Origin of the sequence: Paenibacillus sp. RC67, assembly GCF_030020805.1 — a bacterium.
Lineage (GTDB): Bacteria > Bacillota > Bacilli > Paenibacillales > NBRC-103111 > Paenibacillus_S.
Genome location: NZ_CP125098.1, coordinates 6,353,956 through 6,367,006, shown reverse-complemented (window position 1 = coordinate 6,367,006; position 13,051 = coordinate 6,353,956). Strand labels below are relative to the sequence as shown.

Genomic DNA, 13,051 nt, shown 5'->3' with positions numbered 1-13,051 from the left:
TATGAAGCGGAAGCTATTGGCGTGGGGAGGAGCGGGCATACTGCTCCTTCTTCTTTCCGTGACGATTAGTTTGTCGATCGGAACGGTTCACGTGCCTCTCTGGCATGTTTGGGGGATACTGGCGCATCACCTTCCTGGAATTGGCGGTTCGGTTCCGGTGGAATGGCAGCCGGCATCGGAGCAAATTATTTGGCGTGTCAGGCTGCCTCGTGTATTGCTAGGGGTATTGGTCGGCGCGTCGCTTGGTATAGCGGGAGCGGCTTTCCAGGGGGTTCTTCGCAATCCTTTAGCAGATCCATATACTCTTGGGGTATCGTCCGGCGCATCGGTCGGCGCCGCCTTCTTGATTTTGTTCGGGCTGCAATTTGCCCTGCTGGGCTCGGGAACGGTGCCGGTTGTAGCTTTTATTACTGGAGCGTTATCCTTGGTAACAGTCATCCTGTTGGCAAGATCGGGTGGCAAGATGAGAATGGAAGCCCTTATTTTATCCGGTGTCGTTATGCAGGCTTTTCTGGGGGCTTTCGTATCGTTCATGGTTGCGATGTCTAAGCAAGTTATTAATGAAATTGTATTTTGGCTCATGGGAAGCTTGGCGCTTCGGGGATGGATGTACTCGCTTGTGCTGCTTCCTTATTTGGCCATTGGGGTGATGATCCTCCTCGGCTACGGAAGGGCCATGAATTTGTTTGCACTTGGCGAGCAGCAGGCAGCCTATTTGGGAGTACGCGTGGAGAGGACGAAGCTTGTCGTACTGACGGCAGCGACCCTTGTTACCGCTGCAGCCGTATCGGTTTCCGGCGTTGTCGGCTTTGTTGGTCTTATTGTGCCTCATTTGCTTAGACTGATCGTAGGGCCGGATTATCGGCTGCTGCTGCCGCTTTCACTTATCGGTGGGGCTGTCTATGTGCTGTGGGCGGATACGCTGGCGCGCACGCTCCTAAGTCCGACGGAAATTCCGCTGGGCGTTGTTACGGCATTCATGGGGGCACCGTTTTTTGCCTATTTATTAAAAAGAAATAAGCGATTATCCGGTGAATAGTAGTCAGTGATGAGGCTGTAAAGTGAAGGGAGGCGGCATGAGTTGAGTATAAATGGAGCGGCTGCGGTTGAAAGCATCATCACTGTGGAAGATGCAGGAATAACGTATTCATCGAGGAAGGTGCTGGATAAGGTCAGCTTTTCGGTGGGGGCAGGTGAATGCTTCGGCATTATTGGTCCGAACGGCAGCGGCAAGTCGACGCTGCTGAAGCTGATCTCCGGTGTAGAGAAGCCTTCAACAGGTCGTGTGCTCCTGCATGGTAAGGATGCGCATGCACATCCGCGCAAGCCGCTTGCCAGATGGGCTGCCGTGCTTCAACAGGATGCGCTGCCTCCGCTTGGCTTTACAGTGCGTGAGGTTATTGCTATGGGACGTTACCCGTTTCAAAATTGGCTCGGTGATGAAGCCGGCGCTGTTGACTCGGAGCGGCTCATTGATGACATTGTCGCACGGCTGGAGCTTCGTCAGCTGCAGCACCGCAGCATGGACGCTTTGAGCGGTGGAGAACGGCAGCGTGTGGCACTCGGGAAAGTGATGGCGCAGCAGCCGAAGCTGCTGCTGCTCGACGAGCCGACAACCTATTTGGATATCGGCTACCAGGTTCAGATGATGGATTGGATTCGTTCTTGGCAGCAGGATTCCGGTCTCACCGTTGTTGCGGTATTACATGAATTGAATTTGGCCGCTCAATATTGCGGAAGGCTGCTGCTGCTGCAAGAGGGACGCATAGTGGGACTCGGCAGGCCGGAGGAGGTTCTCCGAAGCGAGCTGCTGGAGGATGTATATCGTACACAACCGATAGTGCTTAAACATCCGGTTACGGGGGTTCCACAAATTCTTTTGCAGAGCGGGGACAGACCATAACGCTTATTGGAGCGTTGGAATCATATACTTGGAGGGGACATGAGCGATGTACAACAGAGAACTATTGAATCAAGCGGTTTTGGAGATCACACCTCTGGACCAGGCGGCGATAGAGGCAGCAGGACACCATTTGGACCAACTGACTAAGCCTCCTGGCAGCCTGGGCAAGCTGGAGGAAGTGGCGCGCCAGCTTGCAGGGATTAGCGGCGAAGTATTGCCGGAGCTGGGCAAAAAGGCCGTCATTGTGATGGCGGGAGATCACGGTGTATGCGAGGAAGGTGTAAGTGCGTTTCCGGCAGAGGTAACGCCGCAAATGGTACTTAATTTCCTGAGTGGAGGGGCTGCGGTAAACGTGCTGTCACGGCATACAGGAGCGGACGTCATCTGTGTTGATATTGGGGTTAATGCGGATTTGGAGCATCCTCAGCTGTATTCCCGTAAAGTCCGTAAAGGTACTCGTAATATGGCGAAGGAAGCTGCTATGACCGAAGAAGAGGCTATTCAGGCTATTTTTACCGGTATGGATTTGGTCAAAGAGCTGGCAAGCCAAGGCTATACCTTATTCGCAACCGGTGAGATGGGAATTGGTAATACGACGGCAAGCTCCGCTTTATTAGCTGTTTTAAGTGGTATCGACGTTGGTGTGACTGTAGGAAGAGGCACAGGAATCGATGACCAAAAGCTGCTTCACAAGCAGGCGGTTATTGAACGGGCAATTGCTGTCAATCAACCGAATCCTAATGATCCCATTGATGTGCTTGCCAAGGTAGGCGGTTTGGAGATTGCAGGATTAACGGGCGTTATTCTGGGAGCGGCGATGCAGCGCAAACCGGTTGTGATCGATGGCTTCATCTCATCGGCGGCAGCTTTGGTGGCAAGCCGAATCGCGCCGCTCAGTGCTTCATATATGCTGGCTTCGCATTTATCTCAAGAGCTGGGGCATGCGCGATTGCTGGAAGCAATCGGCCTTTCGCCGATGCTGCGCATGGATATGAGACTTGGCGAAGGGACGGGCGCTGTCCTGGCATTCCCGCTTATTGAAGCAGCGGTGAAGATTATGAAGGAAATGGCCTCCTTTGCGTCAGCAGGCATATCTACATCGAATAACTGATCGAGAGGGGCTAATCGTGCGATGCTGGTATTGGTAACAGGCGGAGCCCGAAGCGGCAAGAGCTCATTCGCCGAAGCTTACGCTTCGCGACTTGCGAATCAGGGCGTTTACATCGCAACGGCGCAAGCTTATGATGAAGAGATGAAAGAACGGATCGGGCTGCATCGGAAGCAGAGGGACGAAGCAGGATATCCATGGACAACGATTGAGGAGTCTTACAATCTGGACCAGCTGTTGAATCGTTGGAGAGTGGGTGGCAAACACACTGCGCAATGCCAGACGGATGAGGATCGGTCATGTCCGACAGATGTTACGGGCTCTGTTATCTTAGTCGATTGTCTTACGCTGTGGCTGTCCAACTGGCTGCTTCGCTACGAACAGGAAACGAATGCCGAACAATTAGTGAAGCAGAAGATAGATGAATGCGTCGAGGCCTGCCGCCGTTTTGCAGAACAAGGGCATCATCTGGTGCTGGTTACTAATGAGGTTGGCTACGGTCTGGTGCCGGAATATAAGCTGGGCCGGCAGTTTCGCGATTTATCAGGAGTGATGAATCAACGACTGGCTCGTGAGGCGGAGCAGGTTTTCCTTGTCACTGCAGGTATTCCGATGGAGCTTAAGAGCCAGCAATTCAAATGGTGAATTTTATACATATGAGGAATTTGGCAAGTACAAACGGGCGGTGGATTTAGTTGTTGTTTTATTCTTGGCGAGAGACAGCGATCATGCTGGTTGCCGCGATTATCATCGACTGGTTGTTCGGGGATCCTCGATGGCCGACGCATCCTGTCATCCGAATAGGGCAATGGATACATTGGCTTGAATTAAAGCTGCATCCAGAGTCCAGCAGTCGAGCTTCGAGACGTGAACGATGGAGAGGTGTGCTTCTAACCGTATCGACATTAACAGTTTCTTTTGCCATTATGTGGTTTATGCTTTGGGCTGCACGACAAATTCATCCGTGGTTAGGTTATGCGGTGAATACATGGTTCATCTCAACGACGGTTGCGATCAAGGGGCTTAAAGACGCTGCAATGAAGGTTTACGTTCCTTTGGTAGAAGGACGTATGGATGAAGCCCGAACCTACACCGGCTATATTGTCGGAAGAAACACGTCAGAGCTGGATGAACCCGAGCTTACGAGGGCAACGGTAGAAACTGTAGCGGAAAATACGGTGGATGCGGTAGTCTCTCCATTGGTTTATGCCTTCCTTGGCGCAGCACCTCTGGCTTTACTGTATCGAGCCGCTAATACATTGGATTCCATGGTCGGCTACAAAAATGACAAATACAGGTATTTCGGTTGGGCCTCAGCTCGATGGGATGATGTGATGAACTGGGTTCCCGCACGGTTGACGGGTATACTTTTGGTACTGATTGCTGCCGTGAATAGGGGCTGCTCCGCCCTACGGGCAGCTCAAGCGATTCGGCGGTTTGCCCGGCTTCATCCAAGCCCTAACAGCGGCATTCCGGAATCGGCTGTCGCTGGAGCTCTAGGCATCGAGCTTGGCGGTGTGAACGTATATCATGGACGGGTAAGCGAGCGCGCTCGAATGGGCTGGCCGCTTCGTGAACGCCGGAAGGAAGACATCTTGTACACAGTCCGACTTCTGTACGGCGTTAGTATTTTGATTGCAGGAGGGCTGTTGTGCGCATACTGCTGGGCTTTGTTGTAAAAGGGTTAGCGGCGTGTGCCGCAGCCTTTCAGTTTTTAACACGGTTGCCCGTGCCGGTTACATTAGAATATAACGATGCGTTGTTTCGACGCAGCGTCATCTTTTATCCATTGGTAGGGGCTGTGCTTGGACTGCTGCTCGGTGTTGCAGGTTGGCTGCTGCAAGGCTGGCTGGCGCCAGGTGTTACAGCGGCTCTATTGCTGGCTTTATGGGTAGCTATGACAGGAGGCCTGCATCTGGATGGGCTAATGGATACTGCAGACGGTATATTCAGCTACCGTTCCCGTGAGAAGATGCTGGAGATTATGAAGGACAGCCGCGTCGGCGCCATGGGAGTTATTGCCTGTGTTCTGCTTCTGCTGTGCAAATGGACACTGCTGCAGCAGTGGCTGCCGCTCTCTTGGGGAGGGTCTTTGCTTGCGCTGCCTCTTGCGGCTCTGTGGAGCCGTTGGTATATGGTGGTTGCGATCGCATTCTGGCCGTATGCTAGGCAGGACCAAACGGGAAGCAATCGCTTGGGTGCCTTCTTTCGCGGTCTGAGCGCAAAACATCTTATTCTTCATACAGGATTGGCTTTACTGCTGTCCTGCATACTGATCAGACTGATGGGGGAGCCTCTCTTATCCGCACACGGCATCCTGATTTTAGTTTCAGCAGCAGTGGGCTGCACGATTGTTGGTGTATCCATTTCCGTGTTCATCAGCCGCAAGCTGGGGGGGCTTACCGGAGACACTTATGGTGCTATGAATGAAATATTGGAGACGTTTCTCTTATTATTTCTTTATATTATCATTCATTCATGGAGTTAATCAGTTATCTTATATAAACGTAACGCTTGAGAGAGAGGGGAAATACGATGCTGGAACGATACGGTCATGGGGGCGACTTATGGACGGCCGCAGAGGCATTCGGTATAGGCAAGGATGAATTTCTTGACTTTAGCTCGAATATGAATCCATTAGGACCGCCTGCTGCAGTTGAAACCATATTGAGAGAGCATTGGCGGGACGTGGCGGCTTATCCCGACCCGGCTGTACGTGAGCTGCGCAGGAAGCTGGCACATCACTATAATGTACCTATGGAGTCGATTCTCGTAGGGAACGGTGCGGCAGAGCTTATTGATCTCGCTGTTCGCGTTCGTCAACCCCATGTAACAGCGTTGGCACGACCATCTTTTTCTGAATATGAGGAAGCGGTGGATAAAACGAAGGGCCGCATTCATGAGCTGCTGCTGAGGGAAGAAAACGAATTTGTAATGCAGCTTAGCGATGCAGAGAAGGGCATTGCGGCGTCAGATATGCTCTTCTTCGGATCACCGAACAATCCCACAGGCCGATTGCTGCCACAGGACGTTCGTGAGCTTCTTGCAAGGGCTAATAAACCCGTCATACTGGATGAAGCGTTCATCGATTTTTGTCCGGATGAGGATAAGCTTACGATGCTGCGACAAGCAGCGGCTTCACCCCATTTGATGGTGATTCGCTCCATGACGAAATTTTATTCGATTCCCGGTCTTAGGCTTGGCTTTATTGTTGCTCATCCTGATGCGATTGCGCAAATGCGCAACCAGCAGGTGCATTGGAGCGTCAATACGATGGCTCAACTGATCGGTGCTGCTGTATTGGATGATAAAGATTACGAGCAGCGGACACATGCATGGCTTGCAGAAGAGCGTCCGTGGCTTATAGGCAAACTGAAGTCACTGGGCCTTATCGTTACTCCAAGCGATACGAACTACATTATGTTTTCGCTCCGTGCTCTAGGTCTAACGGTGAAAAAATTACAGTCAGAAATGGGGCGGCGCGGTATTTTGATCCGGGACGCTTCGCTTTTTCCAGGTCTTGACGAGACTTACGTCAGGGTTGCCATTCGGCTGCGCGAGCACAACGAACGTTTAGTATCCGGACTGCAAAACGCTATTCAAGTCTTGCTTGAACACTCCAAGGATACCAGTCAAGTTTTGATGCCCGGATTGGTCTCCCCGTCAAAAGGGCTCGCTGATGAGCATGCACCCCTTCCAGACGACTCAATGACAGCTCCTTTGGCCGCAACACTGATGGTTCAAGGAACATCCTCCGATGCTGGGAAAAGTCTGATTACAACGGCATTATGCCGAATATTGCTGCAGGACGGCTTGCGCGTAGTGCCTTTTAAATCACAAAATATGTCGCTCAACTCCTACGTTACGCCGGATGGGAAAGAAATAGGGAGAGCGCAGGGCATGCAGGCGGATGCCTGCCGAATCCCGGCGACTACGGATATGAATCCGATACTGCTTAAGCCGAAAAAGGATATGGTCTCTCAAGTCGTAGTTCATGGAAAGCCTTATCGCGATTTGGATGCAAGGACTTACCGGGAGAAATATTTGAGTGAGGCCGAGTTGATCGTCAAGGAATCGCTGCATAGGCTGAGGGAATCATTCGATGCCGTTGTTATAGAGGGGGCCGGAAGCCCTGCGGAAGTGAACTTGAAAGATAGAGATATTGTTAACATGCGTCTGGCCGGCTGGGCGGAGGCTCCCGTCATACTGGTAGCGGATATCGACAGAGGCGGCGTATTCGCTTCGATTGTAGGTACCATGGACATCTTCACGCAAGAGGAAAGGGACCGCATTCGCGGCTTTATTATTAACAAGTTTCGCGGTGATGTCACGCTCCTGTATCCTGGGCTGGAGTGGCTAGAGAAACGGACTGGAAAACCGGTGCTGGGCGTCATTCCCTATTTGCCCGATTTGGAGCTGGAGGACGAGGATTCTGCCTCGCTCGACCGCAAGCTGGCGACCGGTATTTTAGCCAAAGGTGGCTTCGGTGTGTCCAACATGAAGGACGAAATGGAGATCGCGGGAGCCGATATGGAGCTTCTCGATATTGCGGTTATCCGACTGCCGCGTTTATCCAACTTCACGGATATCGATCCGCTGTTGTACGAGACCGATGTAAGACTTCGTTTCGTGAGCTCGCCTGAAGAACTGGGTCATCCGGATGCGGTCATTTTACCGGGCAGTAAAAATACGGTTGATGATTTGCTCTTTTTAAAGGAAAAGGGCTTGGAACGGGGACTGCTGCGTCATGTGGAGCAAGGTGGTGCAGTGGTTGGCATTTGTGCAGGTTATCAGATGATGGGCAGCAAGCTGCTCGATCCTGAACTCGTTGAATCAGATCGTCTGGAGATAGCCGGACTCGGCTTACTCCCTACGGAAACGGTGTTTACCCCGGACAAACGAACGGTTCGTGCGGAAGGAATGACCCTTTCTCACGAAGGAATTCGCTTAAGCAGCAGTGAGCTGCCTATTAACGGCTATGAAATTCACATGGGTCGGACACGGTTTTTGCAGCCTGTGAAGCATCCGTTTCAAATCAAGGAAGCAGGTGTGGGCGGAAACTACCATGAAGAAGGTGTCGTAACATCGGATGGCAAGCTGTGGGGAACGTACGTACATGGCATTTTACATAATGACGATTTTCGGCGCGAATGGCTGAATTCGATTCGGGCTGAGAAGGGCTGGCAGCCGAGACTTGCTGAGCTTCGTTTTCAAGAACGAAGAGAGGCGGCGTTCGACCGATTGGCGGATCATGTGAGAAGCCACTTGGATATGGAGCGGGTCTATGAGATGATAGATTATAAACCTAACAATGCCTAAGGAGGCGAAAATCGATGAGAATTTATACGCGAACCGGCGATGCCGGGCAAACAGGGGTTATCGGCGGACGGGTCGACAAGGATGATGTACGTGTTGAGGCTTATGGTACGGTGGATGAGCTGAACTGTTTTGTTGGGCAAGCGATGGGTTTCTTGGACGAAGAGAAATGCGCTGATTTGTTGGCGGATCTGCTGGAAGTACAGCACGAGCTGTTCGATTGCGGATCTGACTTGGCTCTCCTGAAGCAGGAGCTCCGTCCTTATAAAGTAACGTCTGAGATGGTAGATCGTTTGGAAGCTTGGATCGATAAATACGATGCGGAGACACCGGACATCAAGAAATTTATTTTACCTGGAGGCGTTCAGGCTTCTTCTGCACTTCACGTGTGTCGGACGATATGCCGTCGAGCGGAGCGTAGAGTGGTTACTTTGGCGAGGACACAGCCGATCAACGAGCAGGTTCGACGTTATTTGAACCGATTGTCGGATTTCTTTTTCACAGTAGCCCGATTGGCTAATGCCCGCAGTGGAGTCAGTGATGTTGAGTATGCTCGCAGTGCCGAGGTGTTCCGTCGTAAATGAAGCCGTATTATGAACCATTAGTGTACCATGTATCGTCTGAGGAGGAAGGCTTTATACTGAAGACGATATTGCAAAATCGGATGCACTTGTCACGTAAGCTGCTGTCCCGTTTGAAGCTGACGGAACAGGGGATTACAGTGAACGGTGAGCGTCAATACATCAGTGTTCGCGTTCACGAAGGTGATGTGATTGAGGTTCGGATGCTGCAGGAGGAATCTGAGGATATTTTGCCGCAGGATCTGCCTATCTCGATTTTGTATGAGGATGAACATCTGCTTGTTTTGAACAAGGCGGCGGGGATGATTGTACATCCTACGCACGGACATTACGTGAACACGCTCGCGAACGGCGTTGTGTACTACTGGCAGCAGAAGGGACAGAGCTTTCGCTTCCGGCCGATCCACAGGCTCGATCAGGAGACGTCAGGGACGCTCGCTGTTGCCAAAAATCCGTTCGTCCACCAGCAGGTGTCTGAGCAGATGCAGGCACATCAAGTGAAGAAGGAATATATTGCTTTAGTCTATGGCGTCATGGAAGAAGAAGAAGGTACGGTTAATGAGCCGATCGACCGCGATCCCGAACAGCCCCATATCCGGATCGTGACAGAAACGGGCTACCCTGCCGTTACCCATTATAAAGTGGAGCGCCGCTTTAAAGAGGCCACTATGGTCAGGCTGCGGCTTGAAACCGGAAGGACACATCAAATCCGTGTTCATATGAAGCATCTTGGCCACCCTCTTTTAGGAGACAAGATGTATAAGCTTAGCGAGGTGAAAGAGGCAGAAGAAGCCGCTAGTGAACCTTCCCAAGTGTATGGGCTGGATCGACATGCACTGCATGCGTGCATGCTCGGCTTCATTCATCCCTCGACGAAGCAGTGGATTGAATTTCATGCGCCGATTCCTGAAGATATGGAGCAGTGCATCCGCTTGCTGCATGATCTCACCTAAGAAAGATTCTGCGGAAACCGCAGAGTCTTTTTTTCGTAAAGTATATGGATGGTGCCCTACACGAGGGATAATCCTATACTTCATGCTTCGACTTGACTTTATAGCTGCTTTCGCCGAAAATTTAATGAAAACCAATGATTTTCCAAAAGGAGTTTTTGACTATCATGAGTAAATCCGTAGTTGTATACCAATACCCTCAATGCGGCACTTGCCGAAATGCTTTAAAATCACTGAAGCAAAAAGGCTTGGACGTACAAGCCGTGCACATATTCGATAATCCCCCTAATCGGGAAGAGCTTAAGAAAATGATTGACGACAGCGGGCTGGACATTAAGAAATGGTTTAATACTTCCGGTGAAGTCTACAAAGAACTGCAGTTGAAAGACAAGCTTCCGCAAATGACCGAGGAGCAAAAGATTGATCTTCTCGCTTCTAACGGAAGGCTGATCAAACGCCCTATAGTGACGGATGGCTCTACCGTGACGGTAGGCTACAAAGAAGAGCATTACGAAGAGGTTTGGGGCCGCTAAAGCGGTACGCGAAGGAGCGTGACAGGTTTGCAGCAAAACAATAAGAAGAAAAATCCGTTCTGGGTGATCGGCACGGCTGTTGTTTTTCTGTTGGCAAAAGGAAAATGGCTGTTGTCGCTCTTAAAGTTCGGGAAATTCGGCGGCGTATTTTTTTCTATGCTGCTCTCCATCGGCGGTTATGCGATCATATTTCCATGGAGATTCTCCATAGGGCTTGTCCTGCTTATTCTAATCCACGAGCTTGGACATGTCATTGCAGCCAAACAGAAGGGATTACCGGTTAGTGCACCGGTATTTATTCCTTTTCTAGGGGCGTTGATTACGATGAAGCGTCACCCTAGAGATGCGGTCACTGAAGCTTATTTGGCTTTCGGGGGTCCTATTCTAGGTTCTGTGGGTGCTCTGGTGGCGTTCGGCCTCGCGTACTTGCTTAATAACCAACTGCTCTACAGCTTGGCGCTGGCAGGTTTTCTGATTAATTTATTTAACCTTATACCGATCCATCCTCTAGATGGAGGGCGAATTGCGACGGCAGTATCCAGATGGCTATGGCTGGTGGGATTAGTAGGCGGTCTTGTTTTGATTATTTATAACTTCAGTATTATTCTTCTTATCATTTGGGTTATGTTCGCGTATGATTTGTATAAGAAATATGTCAAGAATCGCAAGCACGGCGAGCAGCGTATGGTCAGCGCAAGCTTTCTTATTGCCGCAGAGCCTCTGATCGAGCAGGGATACATTATTCCGGGCGAAGAGCATAAACGAGAGCTTCCTTTTGTTACTTATTCCGATTTGGAAGGACAGCAGTTTGTCCGAGTCATGTGGGAGGGCTTGAATTTTCAGGGGACGATTCCGCTGATGCAGCAAGGCATTATTAAGAGGACCCATGTAACACGGCTTGAACGGCTGCAAAAGGAAGAAGGATTGCATTTGATGGTTCATTGTCAAGTTGATTATGAACCGTTTGAAAATGATCGCTATTATGATGTGCCGAACGCAGCGCGCTGGAAATACGGAATTACGTATTTGGCTCTTGCCGCCTTCTTGTTCGCTATGATGTCGGTTGTTCATAAAGTCGGTAACATATAATTGAAGCAAAGAGGTTGTTGATCGAATGAAACAATTCCAATCGAAGCGGTTATCCCATCTGGGATCCGCTATTTTTTCTGAAATGGCGCAGTGGAAGGAAGAGGTTCGCAGTCGTGGCGTTGACGTTATTGACTTGGGTATCGGCAGTCCGGATCGTCCTCCCTCCGAGCGGGTGATCAAGGCAATGGAGGAAGCTGTGCGTAAGCCAGAGGTGTACGGCTATCCGACTTCCGAGGGCAGTCCGGCTTTTCGGCAGGCGGTGGCCCGTTGGTATCAGCATCGCTTTCAGGTAGCACTCGATCCGGAGAAGGAAATTGTCGCTCTGATGGGTTCTCAAGATGGGTTATCCCACTTGGCGATGGCGGTTGCAGATCCCGGAGATGTTGCTATGGTGCCCGATCCAGGGTATCCGATTTATTCAGCAAGCTTGGTTCTAGCAGGAGTGGAGCCGTATTTTCTGCCGCTAAGGGAAGAGAACGGATTTTTGCCTAAGCTCGATGATATTCCAGAGGAAATCGCTCGTAGAGCCAAATTTATCCTACTGAACTACCCAAGTAATCCATTATCAGCGGTTGCGACACGCCCGTTTTTTGAAGAGCTTATTGCTTTTGGAAAAAAATATGATTTGCTGGTCGTCCATGATCTGGCTTATTCAGAAATGGCGTTTGACGGGTTCAGGCCCATGAGCATTTTGGAAATTGAAGGCGCTAAAGAAATTGCAGTAGAGTTCCACTCTTTGTCCAAAAGCTTCAATATGGCAGGCTGCAGAATTGCGTTTATGGTGGGACAGCCGGATGCAGTACGAGCACTGCGCATTTTGAAATCCAATATCGATTACGGTGTGTTTCTGGCTGTACAGGAAGCGGGTATAGCTGCACTAGAAGAAGATATGGAGCATAGCTAGACGGTTGCTGGTCTGTACGAGCGCAGGCGTGACATAGTTATCGACGGCCTTGCTGCGGCTGGTTGGGTCATTCCTCGACCCCGAGCAACCATGTTCATTTGGGCACGCATTCCTGCAGGCTGGACCTCTCGACAAATTTCCCGGGAAATTCTATATCATGTCGGCGTTGTCGTAATACCGGGTGATGCATTCGGTATGGAGGGCGAAGGGTATGTACGTATCGCGCTTGTTCAGGAAGAGGATCGATTGCGTGAGGCAGTGAGTAGAATAGAACGATTTTTACAGACGGTGAGGCCTCCACAGCAGGTTTAGCCTATAACAAAGGAAATTAGAAAATGCTTTATAACATGGATCCTTGCAGGGTTAACAACGAAAAAAGACTCATCGGAAACGGATGAGCTGACTACGTTGACCAGCAGGGATTTTTTGTGTTAAAGAAAGCAAGAACTGTAAGGATGTGATTTGATGGATCCGGAAAATCTTGAAAGAACTTCATCCGTTTATCATAGGAAGTATGTAATTGGGCGGTGAAATGGTTGTAGATATAAGGTTTTGAATATGAACCGAATAGATTACCGGAATAGCAATGAAAAAAGTAGAAGGAATCACAGAGTAGAACAGGAAGGGAAATGGGTGTGGGGTGGAAAAGCGATAGAGTTCGCCTTGA

Annotated in this window: 11 protein-coding genes and 1 pseudogene; all 12 read left to right on the top strand. The window is 50.4% G+C overall.

The features are described from left to right. Window position 1: 1 nt before the first annotated feature. Window positions 2-1,039, top strand: coding sequence for a FecCD family ABC transporter permease (locus QMA13_RS28860; protein WP_282937109.1), 1,038 nt, complete (start codon window positions 2-4; stop codon window positions 1,037-1,039). A 75-nt stretch (window positions 1,040-1,114) separates the two neighbouring features. Then, window positions 1,115-1,903 (top strand): ABC transporter ATP-binding protein, encoded by a 789-nt coding sequence (locus tag QMA13_RS28855; protein ID WP_481858254.1) that lies wholly within the window; start codon window positions 1,115-1,117, stop codon window positions 1,901-1,903. 46 nt (window positions 1,904-1,949) lie between these two features. Then, on the top strand, window positions 1,950-3,014 hold the full coding sequence (gene cobT, locus QMA13_RS28850) for a nicotinate-nucleotide--dimethylbenzimidazole phosphoribosyltransferase (protein ID WP_282937108.1): 1,065 nt from the start codon (window positions 1,950-1,952) through the stop codon (window positions 3,012-3,014). A 21-nt stretch (window positions 3,015-3,035) separates the two neighbouring features. Continuing rightward, on the top strand, window positions 3,036-3,656 hold the full coding sequence (locus QMA13_RS28845; RefSeq protein ID WP_282937107.1) for a bifunctional adenosylcobinamide kinase/adenosylcobinamide-phosphate guanylyltransferase: 621 nt from the start codon (window positions 3,036-3,038) through the stop codon (window positions 3,654-3,656). Between the two features lie 50 nt (window positions 3,657-3,706). Further along, on the top strand, window positions 3,707-4,690 hold the full coding sequence (gene cbiB, locus QMA13_RS28840) for an adenosylcobinamide-phosphate synthase CbiB (protein ID WP_282937106.1): 984 nt from the start codon (window positions 3,707-3,709) through the stop codon (window positions 4,688-4,690). Beyond that, window positions 4,663-5,499, top strand: coding sequence for an adenosylcobinamide-GDP ribazoletransferase (gene cobS, locus QMA13_RS28835; protein ID WP_349254178.1), 837 nt, complete (start codon window positions 4,663-4,665; stop codon window positions 5,497-5,499). Before cbiB ends, cobS begins: the two co-directional genes overlap by 28 nt. A 47-nt stretch (window positions 5,500-5,546) precedes the next feature. Next, complete coding sequence (locus QMA13_RS36470; RefSeq protein WP_349254239.1) at window positions 5,547-8,330, top strand: cobyric acid synthase; 2,784 nt, start codon at window positions 5,547-5,549, stop codon at window positions 8,328-8,330. A gap of 14 nt (window positions 8,331-8,344) precedes the next feature. Then, window positions 8,345-8,911, top strand: a complete 567-nt coding sequence (locus QMA13_RS28820; RefSeq protein WP_282937105.1) for a cob(I)yrinic acid a,c-diamide adenosyltransferase — start codon at window positions 8,345-8,347, stop codon at window positions 8,909-8,911. Next, window positions 8,908-9,861 (top strand): RluA family pseudouridine synthase, encoded by a 954-nt coding sequence (locus QMA13_RS28815; protein ID WP_282937104.1) that lies wholly within the window; start codon window positions 8,908-8,910, stop codon window positions 9,859-9,861. The genes QMA13_RS28820 and QMA13_RS28815 overlap by 4 nt, the downstream gene beginning before the upstream one ends. Window positions 9,862-10,025: 164 nt before the next feature. Beyond that, a complete protein-coding gene (locus QMA13_RS28810) occupies window positions 10,026-10,391 on the top strand; it encodes an arsenate reductase family protein (RefSeq protein ID WP_282937103.1) in 366 nt (121 codons plus the stop codon). A gap of 27 nt (window positions 10,392-10,418) precedes the next feature. After that, the gene (locus QMA13_RS28805) at window positions 10,419-11,480 is read left to right on the top strand and encodes a site-2 protease family protein (RefSeq protein WP_282937102.1); all 1,062 of its coding nucleotides are present in this window, start codon (window positions 10,419-10,421) and stop codon (window positions 11,478-11,480) included. A gap of 25 nt (window positions 11,481-11,505) precedes the next feature. Beyond that, window positions 11,506-12,696: pseudogene (locus tag QMA13_RS28800) on the top strand (aminotransferase class I/II-fold pyridoxal phosphate-dependent enzyme). Window positions 12,697-13,051: the final 355 nt, after the last annotated feature.